The sequence below is a fragment of the Geodermatophilus obscurus genome, assembly GCF_900143215.1.
GTDB classification, from domain to species: Bacteria; Actinomycetota; Actinomycetes; order Mycobacteriales; family Geodermatophilaceae; genus Geodermatophilus; species Geodermatophilus obscurus_A.
Genome location: NZ_FRDM01000029.1, coordinates 1,207 through 21,544 on the forward strand (window position 1 = coordinate 1,207; position 20,338 = coordinate 21,544).

Sequence of the window (20,338 nt, forward strand, 5' to 3'; positions counted from 1 at the left end):
CGGCCAAGTTGACTCAATACCGCACCCAGGTTGCTCAACGGCAGCAGAGCCTCGGGGTGGTCGGCGCCGAAGTCGCGTTCGGCGATGGCCAGGGCGCGGTGCGCGAGGGGGTGGGCACCCCCGGGCTGCCCGCTCGCCATCAGTGTGGTGGCCAGGATGTTGAGGCCTTCAATGAGGCGATCGGGCTTGGGCTGGGGTAATGCTTCGATGATTGCCAACAGACGGCGGTGGGTTCCCTGAGCAGCACCAAATTGCCCACTGTCCCTTTGATAGGCCCCAGCCAGCGCGAGCAGGTTATGCGCTGTGGTGGTGTCGTTGGGCACCGCGGCAACATGTTTTGCTGTCGCCAGTGCATGTGGAAGCAATCCCTGGTACACGGGCCAATGGTCGTGGCTCAGATTTGGCAGGGCTTCCTCGACGACACTGGCGGCCGCTCTAACTAGGGCATCGCGGTCAGTGGGGTTGTGGCTGGCGCGGACGACGGTCTGAACGAGTCGGTGCAGGGTGATCGTCTGGGGGGTGAGCTGGGCAAGGCTGTAGCTGTGCAGCACGGCGAGTGCCTCGTCGATGTCGAAGTCGTCCAAGCCCTCTAGTAATGCGAGGGGGTCCCCTAGACTCCTCGCGTGCTCCGGTCGCTCCGTTTCCGCGCTGAGCGGGTTGTCTTCGTGTTGGGCGGAGTTGGACTCCGCCTCGTCGGTAAGAAACAAAAACCTAGGAATGGCGTCGGGTGCGAAGTAGGCTAGGAGGTCGAGGAGGACGCCGGCAGTGGGATTGTCCCGGCGGACTTGGTCGATGGTAATGGCCCAGGTGGTGGCGACGGTCTCGGTGTCTTCGTCATCGTCATCGGCGGCTGCGGCGAGGAGGCGGGCGGAGTGGCGGGCGTCGTCCAGCAGTTGGGAGTAGCGACGGAGAGTTACGGCGCGGGTGGCGCAGTAGGCGGCCGCTTGCGCGAGCGCGAGCGGTAGACCGCCCAGCTTGTCCGCGACCCCCTGAGCCGCGGCCTGCTCGCCGATGTCTTCATGCCCGGCTCCGGCCGCCACGCCGTGGACGGGCTCGACTGCGGCTAGGCGATTGGTTCGAGAGTGCTGCCCACTGGTGAGCAAGTAGGTGGCGGAATCCTCTTTGTTCAGTGGCGCAAGAAATAGGCGCCGGTAGTGGGCTGGCCAGCGGGTGAGCCGGCTGGTGACAAGGATCCGGCCGCGGAAGGCGGCGGGGAGTAGGCGGCGAGTTTCGCGCTTGCTGGCCGAGTTGTCGACGTTGTCAATTAGTAGGAGCCATCCGGGATTGGTGGTCAACCAGCGGCGGACCGCTCCGAGCTTCACGTCGATGTCGCGGATATCGGCCTCGTGGAGGTCGAGTTCGGTGGCGAGCTGAGCGAGGTCGGCGGCGAGGACAGCGGGATTGTCCCCACGCACGGTCCAAACCAGGTTCAGCTCACGCCCGTGGCGGGTGGCGTACTCGACAGCGAGCTGGCTCTTGCCGACCCCCCCGAGCCCGGTCAGCACCAGCGGCGTGGGCGGCTCTGCCGTGAGCAGGGTGTGCATGCGCGCCAGTTCGGTGTCGCGGCCGGTGAAGTCTGGGCGGGCGGCGCGGCCGCGTAGTTCGACGATGCGGCGGGGGACCCGCACGACCACCGCCCCATCAGCCGCTTCGCCTTCGGCGAAAGGGGGGAGCGTGGGGAGGGTCGCGGGGTGAGTGACGCCTAGGGCGGTCCACAGCGCGGATGCGACCGCCGAGGGCAGGTCATCGATGGCGGTAATCGGTGTGACGCTGAGTGAGGCGCCGCCCTCGGCGAAGTTGTGCGCGCGAACCACGCCGAGGACCAGGCCGCCGGCAACGACCGCCGCACCTGACATCCCGCCCCACATCGAACCGGGCCGGTCGGCCAGCACGTTCAACCCAGTGGGGATGGCCGGGGCGCCCGGGGCACGGTCGCCGATTAAGGTCAGCAACCCGTAGCGCTCGGCGGAGCGGGCGTCGGTGTGTGCAGTGAGGTTTTCCCCGGTCGGAACGGTCCCGGTGACTTGGGCGGTGTAGCGGACGTCGGTCTTCTTCCAGCGCGGGAAGCCGACTGCCACGCAGTCAGCGACCTCGGCGACACGGCTTCGGTCCAGCCGGGCGAAGCTCAGCGGCTCCACCCCGGCCACCGAGTCGGCGAGCTCGAGGACCGCTAGGTCCACCCGCGACTCCGCGGTGCGTACTACCCGGACAACCGGCAGGTCCCAGCCCGGCCCGGAACAGCGGTGCCCGAAGCCCTGCGCGACGTGGTCGGCGGTCAGCACCGTGCGGGCGTCGACCAGCAGCCCGGACCCGACGAACTCCCGCACTTCGTCGTCGCTCGGTGGCGCCTGCTGGTACCGCACGAGGACTACCCGCCGGGTATCGACGCTCACTGCGATCCCGTGCCCAATCGTCCGCTGCTGCGCCGAGCTGTAAGTACCGCGCCGGACGCCGCTACTCTGGCTCCCCGGTAAATGGCGTGGACGAGCCGTCGGCCGGTCCTGGCTCGTCGTCAGCATCGCTGATCAGCTGCTCGGACTCCGGCAGCGGCCGGCCGTGGTCGTCGTGCAGCACCGGGGTCAGCCGCAAGGTGAGCGTCTGCGTAGTCGCGTTCTCCTTCGACCGCTCGCCGCCGAGGGAGAGCAGATGCCACTTGATCCCGGCCGAGCCCTTCCCGGTCCGGGTCACCCCGACGTGCACGGTCAGCTCCACCGGCTCCAGCTGAAACCGAACCCGCTGATTGACCCCGTCGTAGGCCGCGCGGACCAGCGCTGAGCGCAACGCCTCGATCGCCGCGGCCAGCTCCACCCCCGCCCCGTCCGCTGACTGAACGGAGTCCTCGGCCGCCTGCTGCTGAGCCCTATCGCCGAACACCGCGCCTCCCCGGTCCCCCCGCGGTCCAGGCGGACACAACGCCCGCTCACCACGCCGTGGCAGCACCCTAGAGTCACACCGTCACCGCGCACAGTGCTTTATGCGTTGCCAACCGGCGGCGAGGCCTTGCCGTTCCGGACAACAGGCGACGGCCTGGGTACGGGTCATGGGGGACCCAGCGTCCCCACGACTTGGGCCTCCGGCAGCCGGCTGCAATGTGCTGGACGTGCTGCGGGTGCTGCCCGCGCTGGAGCTCGCCGACCTGGTCGAGCGGACCGAGGCCGGGTGGCGGCTGACCCCGGCGCCGAAGCCGGCCGCCGGAGCGGACCGGGGGTGACGGCAGGGGAGGAGGCGGCGGGAGGAGGCGCGGTCGGCGCTTCGGCTTGACCCCCGGCAGGGTGCGACCGACCGTTTCACGGTGACTGCTCGCACCGCCGACGCTCGCGCCGTGCTGCCACCGGCGCTGGCGGAGGCACTGGCCGGGTACGAGGAGCACCTGCGCACCCAGCGGGACCTCTCCCAGCACACCGTCCGCGGTTACGTCGGCGACGCGGTCTGGTTGCTGGACCACCTGGTCCGCCGCGGCGGCACCCGGGTCGACGACCTGGACCTGGCGACGCTGCGCAGCTGGCTGGCCCAGGGCCGCACCCGCGGTGCCGGCCGGGCGACCACCGCCCGGCGCGCCGCCGCCGCCCGGTCGTTCACCGGCTGGCTGCGCCGGGCCGGCCTCACCCCCGAGGACGTCGGCCTGCGGCTGGTCAGCCCCAAGGCGCAGCGCACGCTGCCCGACGTGCTCGCCCCCGACCAGGCCCGGGTGGTCGTCGAGTCGGCGGCCGGCGCCGAGGAGCCGGTCGGCCTGCGCGACGCGGTGGTGCTCGAGCTGCTCTACGCCAGCGGGATCCGGGTCAGCGAGCTGGTCGGCCTGGACGTGGACGACGTCGACCGCGGCCGCCGCCTGCTGCGCGTGCTCGGCAAGGGCCGCAAGGAGCGCAGCGTCCCCTACGGCGCCCCGGCCGAACGGGCGCTGGACGCCTGGCTCACCCGCGGCCGGCCGGCGCTGGCCACGGAACGCTCGGGCCCCGCGCTGCTGCTCGGTGCGCGCGGTGGGCGGCTGGACGCCCGTGAGGTCCGCCGCACCGTCCACGCAGCCGTGGCCGCCGCGCCCGGTGCCCCCGACATCGGCCCGCACGGCCTGCGGCACTCCGCGGCCACCCACGTGCTCGAGGGCGGCGCGGACCTGCGCTCGGTGCAGGAGCTGCTCGGGCACGCGAGCCTCGCGACCACCCAGATCTACACGCACGTCACCGTCGAGCGGCTGCGCGCCGTCCACGCGCAGGCGCACCCGCGCGCCTGAGAGGACCGCCGCCCGTGGATGAGACAGTTGCCCTGGGCGCCGTCGGATCGCGCACCACCACCGTGCCCACCCCGAGGTGCTCCGCCAGAGGCCTCCAACAGTCGGGAGCGCAGACAGTGACCGAGGCCGCCATCGACCGGCTCGACGAGACCCCGGACGACGCCGACGCCGCGCTGGCCGAGCTGTGGGCCACCTACGTGTCCGGCCGGGCGCCGGAGCTCCGCGACCGGCTGATCCTGCACTACGCGCCGCTGGTGAAGTTCGTCGCCGGTCGCGTCGGCAGCGGCCTGCCCGCGCACGTCGAGCAGGCCGACCTGGTCTCCTACGGCACCTTCGGCCTCATCGACGCGATCACCCGCTACCAGCCCTCGCGCGAGGTCAAGTTCGAGAGCTATGCGATGGCCCGGATCCGCGGCGCGATCATCGACGAGCTGCGCAGCACCGACTGGATCCCGCGGTCGGTGCGGATGAGGGCCCGGCAGTTCGAGCGCACCGTGGCGGCGCTGGAGAGCCGGCTGCAGCGCAGCCCCACCGAGGAGGAGGTCGCCGCCGAGATGGACATGGACGTCGAGGACGTCCGCAAGTTCCTCGGCCAGCTCTCCTTGGTCAACGTCGTCGCCCTCGACGAGCTGCTCTCCGACGACGAGGGCGGCGCCCCGCGCCTGGTCGACACGCTGCAGGACACCAGCGCGCTGGACCCGCAGGCCATGGCCGAGCACAGCGAGGCCCGGCAGCTGCTGGCGCGCGCGGTGGAGCAGCTGCCCGAGCGGGAGAAGGTCGTCGTCAGCCTCTACTACTTCGAGGGCCTGACGCTGGCCGACATCGGTCGCGTCCTCGGCGTCACCGAGAGCCGCATCTGCCAGCTGCACACCAAGGCCGTGCTGCACCTGCGCACGAAGCTCGCCGACATCGCCTGAGCTGTGCCTGGAGCGGCCGGGCAGGCGCCCCGCTCGCCGGTCGGGAGCGCCTCGAGGACCACACCGCGACTCCCCGCCCACCAGGTCCGCCGGTCCGTCGTCAGCCCATCGGCAGCAGCCGGACCTCCGGCGGCTCCAGCAGCGACAGCGGGTCGAGGTAGACCTCGCCGCGGCGCAGGCCCCAGTGCAGGCAGGCCGCGACCGGGCAGCCGGCGTGGCCTCCGGCCAGCGTCCCCAGCGCCGCGCCACGAGCGACCGGCTGACCTGCGCCCACCACCGCGTCGACCGGCTCGTACGTCGTCCGCAGGCCGCCGGCGTGGTCGACGCTGACCACCGGCCGCCCGGCCACCATCCCGGCGAAGACGACGACGCCGTCCCCGGCGGCCAGGACCGGTGTCCCCGGCGCCCCGGCGAGGTCCGCGCCGCGGTGCCCGGCGCGGAACCTCTCCGGCGGCGGGTCGAAGGAGCGGGTCACCGCGCCGTCCACGGGTCGGGCCCACGGGCCGGCCCGGACGTCGGCCGGCGGGGCGGGCGCGGCGACGGCGGGCGCACCCGCGGAGACCAGCGAAGCCACCAGGAGCAGCAGGGGAGCGAGGACCCGTCGGCGCACGGGGAGAGCCTGCGTCCGCAGGGCGGTCCACCGGGTCCAGCCCCGCGGCCTGTGGACGGCCCGGCCGCCGGGGAGGGCCCTTCGAACCGGGGCGTATGCTCGGTGGCGCGACCCGTCTGCGACGGGTCGACTTCGCGCGTCCTCTCGCCCGCTGGCAGCAGCGGGACGGTCGCCACCCCGGTCTCCGCGGTCCACCGCGGGGTCGTGGCGGCCCGGACGCCAGGGCGAGCACCAGCCGGTGCCCGCGACAACCGAGGAGCGTGCGGCCCCGCGGCCGCGCGCGCAGACAGAGAGGCTGCGGCCATGGCAGTCGTCAGCATGAAGCAGCTGCTCGACAGCGGCGTCCACTTCGGGCACCAGACCCGTCGCTGGAACCCGAAGATGAAGCGGTTCATCTTCACCGAGCGCAACGGCATCTACATCATCGACCTGCAGCAGACGCTCGGGTACATCGACAACGCCTACGAGTTCGTCAAGCAGACGGTCGCGCACGGCGGTTCGATCCTGTTCGTCGGTACCAAGCGCCAGGCGCAGGAGGTCATCGCCGAGCAGGCGCAGCGGGTCGGCATGCCCTACGTCAACCAGCGCTGGCTGGGCGGCATGCTCACCAACTTCCAGACCGTGCACAAGAGGCTCCAGCGGCTCAAGGAGCTCGAGGACATGGAGCAGACCGGCGTGCTGGTCAGCCTGTCCAAGAAGGAGCAGCTCGGCCTGACCCGCGAGAAGGCCAAGCTGGAGCGCAGCCTCGGCGGTATCCGCGACATGCAGAAGGTGCCCAGCGCCGTCTGGATCGTGGACACCAAGAAGGAGCACATCGCCGTCGGTGAGGCGCGCAAGCTGAACATCCCGGTCGTCGCGATCCTCGACACCAACTGCGACCCCGACGAGGTCGACTACAAGATCCCCGGCAACGACGACGCCATCCGCAGCGCCGCGCTGCTGACCCGCGTCATCGCCGACGCCGTGGCCGAGGGCCTCATGGCCCGGTCGGCCTCGCAGGCCAACGCCGGCCGTGAGGACGGCGGCCAGCCGGCCATCGGCGGCGACGAGCCGCTGGCCGACTGGGAGCGCGAGCTGCTCACCGGCCAGCAGGGCGATGCCGCTCCGGAGGCCGCTCCGGAGGCCGCTCCGGAGGCCGCTCCCGACGCCGGGGCGACCCCGCTGCCGGAGACCCCGGCCCAGCCTCCGGCCGTGACCGCCGGCGAGATCGCCCCGGTCGAGGGTGTCCCCGCCACCGGCAGCACGGACACCGGCACCCAGGGCGCCCAGAACGCGTAAGGACCCCGCTGCCCCCCACCACTCGCGAGCTCGCGGCGGGACCCTGCAGCGGGGCCGCACTGACACAGAAGGAACGAGGCATGGCTGACTTCACCGCGGCCGACGTCAAGCGTCTCCGCGACGCCACCGGCGCCGGCATGATGGACTGCAAGAAGGCGCTCACCGAGGCCGACGGCGACTACGACAAGGCCGTCGAGCTGCTGCGAGTCAAGGGCGCCAAGGACGTCGGCAAGCGCCTGGAGCGCTCGACGACCAACGGCGTCGTCGTCAGCAAGGGCGGCGCGCTGCTCGAGCTGGACTGCGAGACCGACTTCGTCGCCAAGAACGCGGACTTCGTCAAGCTGGCCGAGCGCCTGCTCGACGTCGTCCTCGCGCAGCAGCCGGCCGACGTCGACGCGCTGCTCGGCACCGAGGTCGACGGCCAGACCGTCGCCGCGCTGGTCGAGGGCGAGTCGGCCCGCATCGGCGAGAAGCTGGTGCTCAGCCGGTTCGCGGTCTTCGACGGCCAGACCGCCACGTACCTGCACAAGCGGGCCACCGACCTCCCCCCGGCGATCGGTGTCGCGGTGCAGTACAGCGGCGGCAGCGAGGAGGCCGCGCGCAGCCTGGCGATGCACATCGCCGCGGCCCGCCCGCGCTACCTGTCCCGCGAGGAGGTCCCGGCCGAGGCGGTCGAGACCGAGCGCCGCGTGGCCGAGCAGACCGCCAAGGAGGAGGGCAAGCCCGAGCAGGCGATCACCAAGATCGTCGAGGGTCGGGTCAACGCCTACTACAAGGACTTCGTCCTACTCGAGCAGCCGTCGATCACCGAGCCCAAGCGCACGGTCAAGCAGATCGTCGACGAGGCCGGTCTGACCGTGGAGCGGTTCGCCCGCTTCGAGGTCGGCCAGGCCTAGCAGGACCTCCCTGCCCCCACCGCCCCCGGCTCGCGGCGGGCCCCTGCAGGGAGGCCGTTCCATCACCTCACCGGCCCCGTCCCGATCCTGGGACGGGGCCGGTGGCGTGTCCGGGCAGCGGTGCGGGAGACCCTGCCCGCGAGCTGCCGCACACCCCGTGCGGCAGGATCAGGGGAACGACGCCGAGCGAGGGAAGACCGTTGACCGACACCGCCGCGCCGCACCACACCGCGCCCCTGTCCGCACCCACCGCGTTCCAGCCCGCCGACGGCGCGGGCTACAAGCGGGTCCTGCTCAAGCTGTCCGGAGAGGCCTTCGGCGGCGGCAAGGTCGGTGTCGACTCGGGGATCGTGCAGGACATCGCCACCCAGCTGGCCGGGGTCGTGCACGGCGGCACCCAGGTCGCGGTGGTGGTCGGTGGCGGCAACTTCTTCCGCGGCGCCGAGCTGTCCCAGGCCGGGATGGACCGCCGGCACGCCGACTACATGGGCATGCTGGGCACGGTCATGAACTGCCTGGCGCTGCAGGCCTTCTGCGAGCAGGTGGGCCTGGAGACGCGCGTGCAGACGGCGATCGAGATGGGTCAGGTCGCCGAGCCCTACATCCCGCGCAAGGCCGTGCGGCACCTGCAGAAGGGCCGACTGGTCATCTTCGGCGCCGGCGCCGGCATGCCGTACTTCTCCACCGACACGGTGGCCGCCCAGCGCGCCCTGGAGATCGGCTGCCAGGTGCTGCTGATGGCCAAGAACGGTGTGGACGGCGTCTACGACGACGACCCCCGCACCAACTCCGACGCCGTGATGTACGAGGACCTGGACTACGCCACCGTGCTGGCCAAGCAGCTGAAGGTCGCCGACGCGACGGCCATCAGCCTGTGCATGGACAACAGCATGCCGATCGTCGTGTTCAACCTGCTGGAGCCCGGGAACATCGCCCGCGCCGTGGCAGGTGAGAGGATCGGCACGCTGATCAGCGACCCGGCCTGAGCGCCGCCGTCGCCCAGTCCGCAGACCCGCACCCGCGGCGGAGCGCTCCGCCGCACCAGGAGGAGAGACCCGTGATCGACGACACCCTGCTCGACGCCGAGGAGCGGATGGACAAGGCCCTGTCGGTCGCGCGCGAGGACCTCGGCTCGGTGCGCACCGGGCGCGCCGCGCCGTCGATGTTCAACAAGGTCCTGGTCGACTACTACGGCGCCCCGACGCCGGTGCCGCAGATGTCGTCGATCACCGTGCCCGAGGCGCGCATGGCGGTGATCAAGCCCTACGACACCGGCCAGCTGTCGGCCATCGAGAAGGCCATCCGCGACAGCGACCTCGGCGTCAACCCCACCAACGACGGCCAGATCATCCGCGTGGTGTTCCCCCAGCTGACCGAGGAGCGCCGCCGCGACCTGGTCAAGCAGGCCCGCGCCAAGGGTGAGGACGCCAAGGTCGCCATCCGCAACGTGCGTCGCCGCGCCAAGGAGGAGCTCGACCGCATCGCCAAGGACGGCGAAGCCGGCGAGGACGACGTGCGCCGCGCGGAGAAGGAGCTCGACGACCTGACCGCCAAGCACACGCACGGCATCGACGAGGCGGTCAAGAACAAGGAGTCCGAGCTGCTCGAGGTCTGACCCGACCGGACCCTCCCGACATGACCCCCGACCCCGACACCGGGCCGATCCCGCTGGTCGGCCGGCGCCCGGCACCGCCTCCGCAGCCCCCGCCGCGGACGCGGACCGAGCTGCGGACGGCGCCGCTGCCCGCGCAGCAGCCGGCGACCCCCGAGCCGTCGCCGCGCGAGCCGGGAACGGCGCAGGTCGAGGTCCCCACGTCGACGACCGAGTCCGTGGGTCCGGACCTGGTGCACCCGCCGGCGAAGAAGCCGGGGCGGGCCGGACGGGACATGGTGGCGGCGATCGGGGTCGGCGCGGGCCTCGGCGCGGTCATCCTGGTCTCGCTGCTGGTCTACCGGCCGGCGTTCCTGCTGGTCCTGCTGGCCGCCATCCTCGTCGGCGTCGTCGAGCTGACCCGGGCGCTGCGGGCCGGGGAGGTGCGCGCCCCGCTGGTGCCCGTGCTCGCCGGCGCCGTCGCGATGCTGGCCCTGGCCTGGACCCGCGGCGCATCGGGGCTGGTGGTGGGGTTCCTGCTCACCGTGCTCGCCGTCCTGCTGTGGCGGCTGGCCGACGGCCCGGACGGCTACCTGCGGGACGCCTCGGCCGGCGTCCTGGTGGCGCTGTACGTGCCGTTGCTCGCGGGGTTCTGCGTGCTGCTGCTGGTCCCCGACGACGGCGCGGCCCGGGTGCTCGCCTTCATCGCGACGGTCGTCGGCAACGACGTCGGCGGCTTCGCCGCCGGGGTGCTCTTCGGCAAGCACCCCATGGCGCCCTCGGTCAGCCCCAAGAAGTCGTGGGAGGGGATGGCCGGCTCCGTCCTCGGCTGCGTGCTGGTCGCCACCCCGATCGTGACCCTCGCCCTCGGCGGGCCGTGGTGGGGTGGGGTGCTGTTCGGCGTCGCCCTCGCGATCAGCGCGACCGCCGGCGACCTCGGCGAGTCGCTGATCAAGCGCGATCTCGGCATCAAGGACATGGGCAACCTGCTGCCCGGCCACGGCGGGATCATGGACCGGCTGGACTCGCTGCTGCCCTCGGCCGCGGTGGCCTACCTGCTGCTCTCGATGGTGGCGCCCGCCTGAGCCGAGACCTCCCAGGTGGCGCCCACCGGGACGAAGCCGCGCCGGGCGTACCAGTGCCGGGGCCAGTCGGTGGCGTCGGCCTCCAGCACCACGAGGCCACGACCGGCGTCCGCGGCGAGGTCCAGCGCGGCCGCCAGGACGGCGTCCCCGTGGCCGCGTCCCCGCGCGGCCGGGTCGGTGATCAGCGACTCGAACGCGGCGGTCGCGCCGTCGACGCGCAGCTGACCCGCTGACACCACCCGGCCGCCCTCCCGGACGGCGAGGTCGGTGACCGCCACCACCCGGTCGTTGCGGTGCTCCCGGCCGACCAGCTGCGCCACCACCTCGTCCAGGTCGGCCTCCCAGGCCGACAGATCGCGCCGCCACGAGCGCTCCCACAGGTCGTGCACCTCGCGCTGGTCGACGGCCTCCGCGCGGCGTCCCGGGGGCGGCGGCGTGGCCGGGCGGGCCATGACCACGAGTTGCTCGGCCCGCCAGCCGCGCCCGGTGAGCTCACGCGCCACGTCGTCCGCACCCGACCAGGCCAGCGTGGCAGCGAGGTGCGGCCAGCCCGCGTCGGCGGCGACCGCGGCCGCGGTCGCCGCGACGGTGCAGGCGTCCACCGGTTCCGTGAGCACCAGCCGGTTGTCGTCGCGCGAGTACCGGAAGTGCGGGTCCAGCACGGCCACGCCGCCGGGGACGTCGCGCACCTCGGCGGCGCGCCGCACCCGCACCGACCGGTGCAGCGCCAGGGCGCGGGCCAGGGCGTCGTCCGGCCGGGGGAGCAGCGGCGCGGCGGGCGGCCGGTAGGGGACCACGGCGACGACGGCGCTCGTCGGCAGCGGGCCGTGCAGGTGCGGGAAGCGCACGTCGGGTGGGTCGCCGGGCACGCCGGGGGCCCAGCGCACCGGATCGGGGAGTCGCGCGGGGTCGACGACGAGCAGCACCAGGTCCCGCCGTCCGGGGAACAGCCGGCCGGCCGGGAGGTGGACCTGCTCGGGGGTGGACAGGTGCACGAACCCCTGGTGGGCCAGGGACGGCGGGCGCAGCGCCCCGGTGTCGAGCGCCGCGCGCCAGGCCGCGGGCTCGACCAGGTGGACCAGCACCGTCATGCGGCGGCTGCCGGCAGGGCCGGGTCGGGGTCGATGCCGCGGGCCCGGAGCGCCGCCTCGACCGCCTCGCACACGGTGCGCACCACGGCCACCCGCGCCGACCGCTTGTCGTCGGCGGCCACGACGTGCCACCGGCCGGCGGGGGTGTCGGTGCGCTCGAGCATCTCCTCGACGGCGTCCTCGTAGGCCGGGCGCTTCTCGCGGTTGCGCCAGTCCTCGTCGGTGAGCTTCCACGCGCGGTAGGGGTCGTCGCGGCGGGACTCGAAGCGACGCAGCTGCTCCTCGGGGGAGACGTGCATCCAGAACTTCACCAGCACCGTGCCCTCGGCCGCCAGCGTCGTCTCCAGGTCGACGATCTCGCTGTAGGCCCGCTGCCACTGCTCCTCGGTGGCGAAGCCCTCGACCCGCTCGACCAGCACCCGGCCGTACCAGGTGCGGTCGAGCACGGCCATGCCGCCCCAGCCGGGCAGCACCGGCCAGAACCGCCACAGGAAGTGGTGCCGCTTCTCGTCGTAGGTGGGGGCGGCGAACTGGGCGACCCGCACGTGCCGGGGGTCGAGCTGCTCGACCAGCCGCTTGATCGCCCCGCCCTTGCCCGACGCGTCCCAGCCCTCGAAGAGCACGCACAGTGGCGGGCCCAGCTCACCGGAGCCGATCTGACCGCCGAGCAGCAGGCGCAGGTGCACCAGCCGCTCCTGGGCCTGCGCCAGCTGCTCCTTGGCCTCCTTCTTCGACAGTCGGACGGACAGGTCGACCTCGGCGAGACGGCTCATGCCCGGAGCCTGGCGCACCTGCCCGCGCCCGGCACCCGGACGCCTCACCCGTGCGCGACGGAGTAGTGCAGCAGGACGCTGTCCGAGCCGGGGCGCCGGGACGAGTCGCGCAGCCGGAGCTGCGCCGGGACGCCGTCCGGGAAGGCGCGCAGCCCCGCGCCCAGCAGGGCGGGGCCCACCAGGAGGAACAGCTCGTCGACCAGGCCGGCGGGGAGCAGGTCACCCCACAGCGTCCGGCTGCCGAACACCAGGACGTCCCCGCCGGCCTCCTCGCGCAGCGCGGCCACGGCCGAGTGGGCGTCGGCCCGCCGGACGATCGTGGTGGTGTCCGCCCAGGGGCCGGTGTCGGCCTGGGTCAGGGAGTCGGAGACGACCACCTTGGGCAGCTCGGCGTTGCGCCGCGCCGTCTCGCGGTGCAGCTCGGCGACCGACGGGTCGAGCTGCACCGCCGGGGACACCGTCGGGTCCTCGGCAACGGCCGGCCAGTACGCCACCATCCCGCGGTAGGTGGTGGCGCCCAGCAGCAGGGTGCCGGCGGCGCGCAGCCGCTCGAGGTTGAGGGCGTCGAACGAGCCGTCCATGGGCAGGCGTGAGATGTCGCCGCCGGTGCCGGCGACGTACCCGTCCAGGGACACGATGGTGCTGACGACGACAGTGCGCACGGGATCTCCTCGGGTCGTGGTGTCCGGTCGTCCGTACAGAGACACCCCGGCGGCCGGACTCATCGGTCGCCCGCGGATCCCGTTCCGAAGAGCCGGTGCAGCGCCGGGTCGACGAACCCGGCGATCCAACCCACCTGCCCGCTGCGCAGGCCCAGGACGGTCACCGACCCCGGGCGCCACCCGCCGTCGACGTACTGCTCGCACAGCAGGCCGACCGAGGCGTTGACCGGCACCGGCGTGAGCCGCCAGGGCGTCGCGAACACCCGGTCGGTGAGGAAGCGGCCGACGGCGGCCCGGCCGGCGAACCAGGCCGGAAGCGGCGGCATGGTGAAGCGGACGTCCTCGGTGAGCAGGTCCAGCAGAGCGGGGACGTCGGCCCGCTCCCACGCGACGACGAACCGGTCGACCAGCGCCGCTGTGCCGGCCGCCCCGAGCCCGGCCAGCTCGGCCTGCTGGCTGGACCGTGACGTCCGCGCGGCCACCGCGGCCCGGGCCCGCTGCAGCGCGCTGTTCACCGACGCCGGCGTGGTGTCCAGCAGCGCCGCGGTCTCGGCCGCGCTGTACCCGAGCACCTCGCGCAGGAGCAGCACCGCACGCTGGGTGGCCGGCAGGTGCTGCAGGGCGGCGACGAAGGCCAGCTCCACGCTCTCCCGGCGCAGGTAGGCCGTGGCCGGGTCCTCGTCGTCGACCAGGTCCCCGGGGAGCGGCTCCAGCCAGACCGGTCCCGGTACGGGCTCGCCGAGGTCGGCGACGTCGGTGCGCGGTGGTCCGGCGTCCGGGGACAGCAGCCGGGGGCGGCGGCGCGCCTGACGCAGGCAGACCGACGTCGCCACCCGGTACAGCCACGTGCGCAGGGAGCTGCGTCCCTCGAAACCGGGCAGGCCGCGCCAGGCGGCGAGCAGCGTCTCCTGGAGGGCGTCCTCGGCGTCCTGCGGGGAGCCGAGCATGCGGTAGCAGTGCGCGACCAGCTCACGGCGGTGCCGCGTGACCAGGCGGCCGAAGGCCTCCTCGTCCCCGGCCCGGGCGGCGGTCAGGTCGTCGTCGGTGTCCACGGTCAGGCCGGATCCACGGTCAGGCGAGGACCGCGTGCTGCCGGACCCAGGCGTGCATCGCGATGCCCGCCGCGACCCCGGCGTTGACGGACCGCGTCGAGCCGAACTGGGCGATCGACAGGACGCCGTCGGCGGCGTCGCGCGCCTCCGCCGACAGGCCGGTGCCCTCCTGGCCGAACAGCAGCACGCAGGCGCGGGGGAGCGGCTCGGTCTCCAGCGGGCGGGCGCCCGGCAGGTTGTCGACGGCGAGCAGGGGCAGCCCGTCGGACCGCGCCCACGCGACCAGCGCCGCGACGTCGGGGTGGTGGCGCACGTGCTGGTAGCGGTCGGTGACCATCGCACCCCGGCGGTTCCAGCGCCGCCGTCCGACGATGTGGACCTCGGCGGCCAGGAAGGCGTTGGCGGTGCGCACGACCGTCCCGATGTTGAGGTCGTGGCGCCAGTTCTCGATGGCGACGTGGAAGGGGTGCCGGCGGGTGTCGAGGTCGGCGACGATCGCCTCGACGGTCCAGTAGCGGTAGCGGTCGGCGACGTTGCGCCGGTCGCCGGCGGCCAGCAACTCGGGGTCGAAGCGGGGGTCCTCGGGCCACGGCCCCTCCCAGGGGCCCACCCCGACGGTGTCCAGCGGGATGGGGTCCGTCTCCGCCCGGGTCACCCGGCCGACGCTAGCTGGCTGCGCGTCCGCTCCGTCACCGGACCGCGTGCCGGTCCGGGCCGTGTGGGCAGCCTCGCGCCGGTCCCCGGTCGCGCCTGCGGGACCCGGCCGGACCCGTCCGGCACCATGGTCCCACTCCGTTGCGTGAGACGGCGGTGACGATGAGTGGCTGGAGGTGCGATGGCGGCACGGCAGGACGACGAGGGGGAGGTCGACCCCGGGCCGGCCGGCCGCCGGCGGGTGCCCGATCGAGCGGGCACCGGCGGAGGGGGTCCCGGCGTCACCGGCCGACGGCTGGGAGCAGGCCTGGCTGCCCGGGTGGCTGACCGAGCCCGAGGCGGACGCCGGGGACCCGCCGGCGGACGTCCCCGAGGGCGGGGACCCGGAGGGCGGCGGTCAGGAGGGCGACGCGGCGGGAGCCTCGGTGGGGCCCGTCGCGCCCGAGGACGGCGGCCCGGAGCGTCCTGCGCCCGAGGACGGCGGCCCGGAGCCGTTCCCCGCCGAGGGTTCGGACCCCGTCGTGGCGCCCCACCCCGTCGTGGCCGAGACCGTGCGCCCCCGGGTCGTCGTGGCCCCGCGCGCACGGCCCCGGCGCCGGGCGGCGGTCGCCGTGGTGGTCGCCCTGCTCACCGCCGGTGGCATCGCGGGTGCCACCGTGCTGGCCCGGTCCTCCGCCGGCCCGGTCCCGACCGCGGACGTGCAGTCCTCGCCGGGTGCGGTCGCCGCACCCGCTCCGGCCGCGCCCGTCACCCGGCCCCCCGGCACCGCGGACGCCGTCCCGGCCACCTCGACGACCAGCGCCGCGGTGCCGACGCTCCCGGCGTCGGACCTCCGCAGGGACCCGGCTCCGGTGCCGGTCCGCCCCGCCAGGGGCCCTGCTCCCTCTCCGGTGGCCGTCCCGGCCCCCGAGGCGTCGCTGTCCCTGGTCGTCGTGCCGGCGCTCCCCGAGGCGCCGGTCGGAGCCCCCGCGGACCTGCTCGGCGAGCCCGGTGCGGACCCGGTCCGGACCGGGGAGCCGGCACCTCCGGCGACGCCCGAGCCACCGTCGGTGGAGGTCCCCGTCGAGGACCCTGCACCCATTCCGACGGAGACACCCGGCCCGACGGAGACATCCGGCCCGGAGGAGCCGCCCACCCCGACCGACGTCCCCACGTCTGGCACCCCGACGTCCGACCCGGACGGCGACGACCCGGACGGCGACGACCCGGACGGCGACGACCCGGACGGCGACGGACCGGACGGCGGGGGACCGGACGGCGGGGAACCGGATGGTGACGTGCCGGACGCGCCACCATCTGGGGCCCCGGAGGCCTCCGCTCCGGACTCCGAGGGGCCGGTGCCCTGAGCGAGCGACCTCACCTGCGGAGCGGCACACGCGCCGGTGCGGGGTGGGACCATGGAGGGCGCCATGACTGCCCTCCCCCTGGTCTTCGACGCCCCTCGCCGGGGCAAGCCGCCGCGACACCTGGCCGACCTCACCCGTGAGGAGGCCCGCGCCGCGGTCACCGAGCTGGGCCAGCCCGCCTTCCGGGCCGACCAGCTCGCCCGGCACTTCTACCGGGGGGTGACCGATCCGGCGCAGATGACCGACCTGCCGGCCGCGGTCCGCGAGGAGCTCACCGGCGCGCTGCTGCCCGGGCTGCTCACGCCGGTGCGGACGTCGAGCGCCGACGGCGGCCGCACCCGCAAGACGCTGTGGCGGCTGCACGACGGCGCGCTGGTGGAGAGCGTGCTCATGCGCTATCCGGACCGTGCCACGGTCTGCATCTCCAGTCAGGCCGGCTGCGGCATGGCCTGCCCCTTCTGCGCCACCGGCCAGAACGGGCTGACCCGCAACCTCTCGGCCGCGGAGATCATCGGCCAGGCGGTCGCGGCCGCCGCGGCGATGGCGAACGGCGAGGTCCCCGGTGGGCCCGGGCGGTTGTCCAACGTCGTCTTCATGGGCATGGGCGAGCCGCTGGCCAACTACGCGCGGGTCCGCAAGACCCTCGACGCGCTGGTGACCCCGGCGCCGCACGGGTTGGGCCTGTCCCAGCGCTCGGTGACGGTCTCCACGGTCGGCGTCGTCCCGGCGGTCCGGCGGCTCACCGAGGAGGGGCTGCACGTCACCCTCGCGGTCAGCCTGCACGCGCCCGACGACGAGCTGCGCGACACCCTGGTGCCGATCAACACGCGCTGGAAGGTCGACGAGGTGGTGGCCGCGGCCGACGCCTACGCCGAGCGCACCGGCCGCCGGTACTCGGTGGAGTACGCGCTGATCCGCGACGTCAACGACCAGCCCGAGCGCGCCGACCTGCTCGGCCGGCTGCTCACCGACCGGCGGGCGCACGTCAACCTCATCCCGCTGAACCCGACGCCGGGCAGCAAGTGGGACGCCAGCCCGCTGCCCGCCCAGCGCGAGTTCGTCGCCCGGCTGCGCGCCCACGGCGTGCCGACGACGGTCCGCGACACCCGCGGACAGGACATCGACGGCGCCTGCGGGCAGCTGGCCGCGGCCGACCGGGTGGACGGCGTCCCGGCCGTGGCGCTGCCGCAGCCGTCCCTCGAGCCGCCGGTGGAGATGGGCGCCGAGGCGGACCAGTGAGCTCGGGGGCCCCGGCCGCCGAGGCGCACGAGCACAGCCACGCCGACGTCTCCGGCGGGTGGCTCCGGGCCGCGGTCTTCGGCGCCATGGACGGGCTGGTCACCAACACCGCGCTCGTCGCCGGCGTCGGCGGCGGTGGGGCCTCGTCCCGCACGATCGTGCTGTCCGGCGTGGCCAGCCTGGTCGCCGGTGCCATCTCGATGGCGCTGGGGGAGTACACCTCGGTGCGCACGCAGAACGAGCAGCTCGACCTCGAGGTGGAGAAGGAGCGCCGGGAGCTCGAGCGCAACCCCGGCGGTGAGCTCGCCGAGCTGGTGCAGATGCTGCGGGTCCGCGGCGTGGACGCCGACCTGGCCCAGCAGGTCGCCGTCCAGCTGCACCGCGACCCCGACACCGCGCTGCGGCTGCACGTGGTCGCCGAGCTGGGGCTCAACCCGGCCGACAAGCCCTCGCCGTGGACGGCGGCGGTCTCCTCGTTCCTCACCTTCGCCACCGGTGCGGTGATCCCGCTGCTGCCCTACCTGCTCGGCTTCTCACTGCTGTGGGCGGCGCTGCTGTGCGGCGGACTCGGTCTGGCGGCGGCGGGCGCCCTGTCCTCACGCTTCACGCCGCGGCCGTGGTGGTACGCCGCCCTGCGGCAGCTGCTCTTCGGCGCGGTCGCCGCCGGGGTCACCTACGCGATCGGACTGGCGATCGGCGTCGGCGTCTCCTGACGCCGGTCAACCGCCGCAGGTCAGACCGGCGGCCTCGATCGCGGCGCGCGTCCCGGCGGTCGGCAGAGCCACCGGGACGGCGCCGTCCCGGTGGTCGCTCGGCACCACCTCGACCGTCGAGAGGTCCGCGCCGGCGAGCGCGGCGAGATCGGTCACGGAGGTCCCCGGGTCGACGGTGAGCGCCCCGGTGGTCGCCCACCCCACGGCCTGCAGCCGCCAGGGCCGGACGAGCGATCCGCGGACGGCATCCACCAGCGCGCTCAGCACCGTGCCTGCGGCCGACGCCCGCCCGTCCGGGTCCACCGGCACCGGCGTCCACGCCCCGTCGACGAGGTGCTGCGGGTGCCGGGAGCGGACCAGGGCAAGCGCGGTGCGCCCGTCGACGTGCTGCACGCCGGCCCGCGGCAGCTCCAACCCGGCGCCCGGGTCGCGTACCGGGACCGGCACGTCGACCGTGAGCCCGCCGGCCGCGTCGACGACCTCGGCGAATCCCGCGAAGTCGACCGTGACCAGGTGGTCGGCGGCGATGCCGATGGAACAGAGGACGTCCACCGTCTCTCGGGGGCCGCCTTGCCAGGTGAGGGTCAGCCGGGTCCGCCGCTCGTCCCGGATCACCAGCAGGTCCCGGGGAAGCGACAGGACCCTGGTCCCGGCGTCGGTCTGGTGGACCACGACCACCGCGTCGGCCCGGGTGCCGGGGACGGCCTCGGGCGTGCCGAAGGCGGCGGGGTCCGCGCCGCCGGGCAGGCGGTCCCGCGAGTCCAGGCCGACCAGCACCCAGGTCCGGCCGTCGGAGTCGTCGGCGCCGAGTTCCACGGCCACCTCGTCGACGCGGCCGGCGAGCAGCGCGATGTCCACGGAGACCGCGACCAGCAGCAGGACGAGGACGGCGAGGCCGATCCGCGTCCACGCCCGCCGTCCCGGGAACGGCCGACGCCGGCCAGGGGAGCCCTGGCCGGCGTCGGGGTCGTGCGGTGCGGTCACGCTCAGGCCTGCGAGCCCTCCGCGGACCGGCGGCGGGCGGCGAACACCAGGCCGCCACCCAGCGCCAGGGCACCCACGCCCAGGCCCAGCGGGAGGGCGACGTCGGCGCCGGTGTAGGCCAGGTTCGAGGAGGCGTTCGAGGTCGCCGCGGCCGCCGCCACGGTGAAGGACTCCTGGAAGTAGGTGCCCATGTCGCCCTCGTAGACCAGGGTGTGGTCACCGGTGGGGGTGCCGGCCGGGACGGTGAACTCGACCGTCACGGTGCCGCTCTGGTCGGCGGTGAAGGTGCCCATGGTCTGCGGCGTGGAGTGCAGGGTCACCGTGACGACCTCGCCGGGCTTGAAGCCGGTGAGGACCTTGACGACCTTGCGACCCGGGGCCGCGGTGTCACCGGTGGCCGAGCCGCCATCCGGGCTCTTGACGCCCGGGGTGTTGGCCTGGCTGCCACGGATCTCGCCGGTCGGCTTGGCCTGCGGCGCCTCGGTGGAAGGGGTCCCGGTGTCGGTCCCGGTCCCGGTCTCGGTGGGGGTCGACGGCGTGGACGCCGGGGCGCCCTTGAGGGTCACCGTGGCGTTCGGGTACACGAACCGCGGGTCCTCGTTCAGGTAGTCGAGGCACGCGGTCTCGATGACGTAGTCCCCCGGCGCCGTCCCCTCAAGGAAGGAGAGGGTGGCCGACCAGCTCCCGTCCGTCTCCGGGTCGACGTAGTCCCAGTAACCGAGCTCGGTGCCGTCCTCGATGAACAGCTCGACGGAGGTGGGGTTCAGCGGGTCGGAGTCGGGCAGGCAGCCCTTGCCGGAGACGGTGAAGTCGTCGCCCACCGCGACCGTGGACGGCGTCACGACCGGGGCGGCGGCCGGCGCGGCGAACGCGGCGGGGGCGAGCAGGAGGCCGGTGACGACGGTGGTGGCGGTCAGGCCGGTCAGGCTTGCGGCGCGGGCTGTGGTGCGGGACATCGGCGGCTCTCCGCTCGGTCGGGAGTCCGGGCACTCCGGACTTCTCTCGCACTGTCTATCGACTGGTGACCGTCCGAGCTGTAGCTGACAGTCACCAAGATCAGACGCATCGTCGGCCATATCTGACGAACGTCGCCCCAGGAGGCCCACCTGTCGCGCCTGGCACACTTGCATGAGGAGGGTCCCGATGGGCGGAGCTCGAGGGCGATAGTTGACATCCGGTTCCGGTGGGTCTCGCACCACGTGGCCGGCTCGTCAGGTGT

20 protein-coding genes are annotated in these 20,338 nt (G+C 74.1%); 10 read left to right on the forward strand and 10 right to left on the reverse strand.

Translation table 11 applies throughout. The features are described 5' to 3' along the window. On the reverse strand, positions 1–2,393 hold a 2,393-nt coding region (locus BUB17_RS26990), incomplete at its 3' end, for a trypsin-like peptidase domain-containing protein (RefSeq protein WP_175561422.1). 61 nt (positions 2,394–2,454) lie between these two features. Then, positions 2,455–2,874, reverse strand: a complete 420-nt coding sequence (locus BUB17_RS19370; RefSeq protein WP_072920327.1) for a trypco2 family protein — start codon at positions 2,872–2,874, stop codon at positions 2,455–2,457. 418 nt (positions 2,875–3,292) lie between these two features. Between BUB17_RS19370 and BUB17_RS19375 the strand changes: the two genes are divergently transcribed. Both BUB17_RS19375 and whiG read left to right on the forward strand, forming a co-directional pair. Continuing rightward, positions 3,293–4,228 carry a tyrosine recombinase XerC gene (locus tag BUB17_RS19375; RefSeq protein ID WP_072920328.1) on the forward strand — a complete coding sequence of 312 codons (936 nt, stop codon included), beginning with the start codon at positions 3,293–3,295 and terminating at the stop codon, positions 4,226–4,228. Positions 4,229–4,344: 116 nt separating this feature from the next. Further along, positions 4,345–5,145: an RNA polymerase sigma factor WhiG gene (gene whiG, locus BUB17_RS19380; RefSeq protein ID WP_072920329.1), complete on the forward strand. Its 801-nt coding sequence runs from the start codon at positions 4,345–4,347 to the stop codon at positions 5,143–5,145. Between the two features lie 100 nt (positions 5,146–5,245). Here the strand turns inward: whiG and BUB17_RS19385 are convergent, their stop codons facing one another. After that, positions 5,246–5,755 (reverse strand): M23 family metallopeptidase, encoded by a 510-nt coding sequence (locus BUB17_RS19385; RefSeq protein WP_072920330.1) that lies wholly within the window; start codon positions 5,753–5,755, stop codon positions 5,246–5,248. Positions 5,756–6,058: 303 nt separating this feature from the next. On the opposite strand from BUB17_RS19385, the gene rpsB reads away from it, so the two are divergent. The 5 genes from rpsB to BUB17_RS19410 all read left to right on the forward strand — a co-directional run bounded on the left by rpsB (position 6,059) and on the right by BUB17_RS19410 (position 10,605). After that, the gene (rpsB, locus tag BUB17_RS19390) at positions 6,059–7,033 is read left to right on the forward strand and encodes a 30S ribosomal protein S2 (protein ID WP_072920331.1); all 975 of its coding nucleotides are present in this window, start codon (positions 6,059–6,061) and stop codon (positions 7,031–7,033) included. 80 nt (positions 7,034–7,113) lie between these two features. Further along, on the forward strand, positions 7,114–7,929 hold the full coding sequence (gene tsf, locus BUB17_RS19395) for a translation elongation factor Ts (protein ID WP_072920332.1): 816 nt from the start codon (positions 7,114–7,116) through the stop codon (positions 7,927–7,929). A gap of 200 nt (positions 7,930–8,129) precedes the next feature. Further along, positions 8,130–8,915 (forward strand): UMP kinase, encoded by a 786-nt coding sequence (pyrH, locus tag BUB17_RS19400; RefSeq protein ID WP_072920333.1) that lies wholly within the window; start codon positions 8,130–8,132, stop codon positions 8,913–8,915. 71 nt (positions 8,916–8,986) lie between these two features. Then, on the forward strand, positions 8,987–9,544 hold the full coding sequence (frr, locus tag BUB17_RS19405; RefSeq protein ID WP_072920334.1) for a ribosome recycling factor: 558 nt from the start codon (positions 8,987–8,989) through the stop codon (positions 9,542–9,544). 20 nt (positions 9,545–9,564) lie between these two features. Beyond that, the gene (locus tag BUB17_RS19410) at positions 9,565–10,605 is read left to right on the forward strand and encodes a phosphatidate cytidylyltransferase (protein ID WP_175561423.1); all 1,041 of its coding nucleotides are present in this window, start codon (positions 9,565–9,567) and stop codon (positions 10,603–10,605) included. Here BUB17_RS19410 and BUB17_RS19415 read toward each other — a convergent pair. The 5 genes from BUB17_RS19415 to BUB17_RS19435 are packed head-to-tail and all read right to left on the reverse strand — an operon-like array spanning position 10,572 to position 14,838. Then, complete coding sequence (locus tag BUB17_RS19415) at positions 10,572–11,696, reverse strand: GNAT family N-acetyltransferase (RefSeq protein ID WP_072920335.1); 1,125 nt, start codon at positions 11,694–11,696, stop codon at positions 10,572–10,574. The genes BUB17_RS19410 and BUB17_RS19415 overlap by 34 nt on opposite strands. Continuing rightward, positions 11,693–12,469 carry a polyphosphate kinase 2 family protein gene (locus tag BUB17_RS19420; RefSeq protein ID WP_072920336.1) on the reverse strand — a complete coding sequence of 259 codons (777 nt, stop codon included), beginning with the start codon at positions 12,467–12,469 and terminating at the stop codon, positions 11,693–11,695. Before BUB17_RS19420 ends, BUB17_RS19415 begins: the two co-directional genes overlap by 4 nt. A 44-nt stretch (positions 12,470–12,513) precedes the next feature. Next, positions 12,514–13,131, reverse strand: a complete 618-nt coding sequence (locus BUB17_RS19425) for a dihydrofolate reductase family protein (protein ID WP_072920337.1) — start codon at positions 13,129–13,131, stop codon at positions 12,514–12,516. A gap of 59 nt (positions 13,132–13,190) precedes the next feature. Further along, positions 13,191–14,183: an RNA polymerase subunit sigma-70 gene (locus tag BUB17_RS19430; protein ID WP_072920338.1), complete on the reverse strand. Its 993-nt coding sequence runs from the start codon at positions 14,181–14,183 to the stop codon at positions 13,191–13,193. A gap of 19 nt (positions 14,184–14,202) precedes the next feature. After that, positions 14,203–14,838, reverse strand: a complete 636-nt coding sequence (locus tag BUB17_RS19435; RefSeq protein WP_072920339.1) for a TrmH family RNA methyltransferase — start codon at positions 14,836–14,838, stop codon at positions 14,203–14,205. Between the two features lie 175 nt (positions 14,839–15,013). Between BUB17_RS19435 and BUB17_RS19440 the strand changes: the two genes are divergently transcribed. The 3 genes from BUB17_RS19440 to BUB17_RS19450 all read left to right on the forward strand — a co-directional run bounded on the left by BUB17_RS19440 (position 15,014) and on the right by BUB17_RS19450 (position 18,135). Beyond that, positions 15,014–16,183 (forward strand): hypothetical protein, encoded by a 1,170-nt coding sequence (locus BUB17_RS19440; protein ID WP_072920340.1) that lies wholly within the window; start codon positions 15,014–15,016, stop codon positions 16,181–16,183. Between the two features lie 63 nt (positions 16,184–16,246). Continuing rightward, on the forward strand, positions 16,247–17,422 hold the full coding sequence (rlmN, locus tag BUB17_RS19445) for a dual-specificity RNA methyltransferase RlmN (RefSeq protein WP_072920365.1): 1,176 nt from the start codon (positions 16,247–16,249) through the stop codon (positions 17,420–17,422). Continuing rightward, positions 17,419–18,135 (forward strand): VIT1/CCC1 transporter family protein, encoded by a 717-nt coding sequence (locus BUB17_RS19450; protein ID WP_072920341.1) that lies wholly within the window; start codon positions 17,419–17,421, stop codon positions 18,133–18,135. The genes rlmN and BUB17_RS19450 overlap by 4 nt, the downstream gene beginning before the upstream one ends. A 6-nt stretch (positions 18,136–18,141) precedes the next feature. Here BUB17_RS19450 and BUB17_RS19455 read toward each other — a convergent pair whose 3' ends face one another. Together BUB17_RS19455 and BUB17_RS19460 are read right to left on the reverse strand one after the other, a co-directional pair. Next, positions 18,142–19,119 (reverse strand): LCP family protein, encoded by a 978-nt coding sequence (locus tag BUB17_RS19455; protein ID WP_072920342.1) that lies wholly within the window; start codon positions 19,117–19,119, stop codon positions 18,142–18,144. Between the two features lie 2 nt (positions 19,120–19,121). Then, a complete protein-coding gene (locus BUB17_RS19460; protein WP_072920343.1) occupies positions 19,122–20,075 on the reverse strand; it encodes a hypothetical protein in 954 nt (317 codons plus the stop codon). Positions 20,076–20,338 lie beyond the last annotated feature (263 nt).

What these genes read in the sequence shown, in the direction of transcription:
- rpsB (WP_072920331.1), top strand. Translation starts at nt 6,059, where the DNA reads ATGGCAGTCGTCAGCATGAAGCAGCTGCTCGACAGCGGCGTCCACTTC.
- tsf (WP_072920332.1), top strand. Translation starts at nt 7,114, where the DNA reads ATGGCTGACTTCACCGCGGCCGACGTCAAGCGTCTCCGCGACGCCACC.
- BUB17_RS19410 (WP_175561423.1), top strand. Translation starts at nt 9,565, where the DNA reads ATGACCCCCGACCCCGACACCGGGCCGATCCCGCTGGTCGGCCGGCGC.
- BUB17_RS19415 (WP_072920335.1), bottom strand. Translation starts at nt 11,696, where the DNA reads ATGACGGTGCTGGTCCACCTGGTCGAGCCCGCGGCCTGGCGCGCGGCG.
- BUB17_RS19420 (WP_072920336.1), bottom strand. Translation starts at nt 12,469, where the DNA reads ATGAGCCGTCTCGCCGAGGTCGACCTGTCCGTCCGACTGTCGAAGAAG.
- rlmN (WP_072920365.1), top strand. Translation starts at nt 16,247, where the DNA reads ATGACTGCCCTCCCCCTGGTCTTCGACGCCCCTCGCCGGGGCAAGCCG.
- BUB17_RS19460 (WP_072920343.1), bottom strand. Translation starts at nt 20,075, where the DNA reads ATGTCCCGCACCACAGCCCGCGCCGCAAGCCTGACCGGCCTGACCGCC.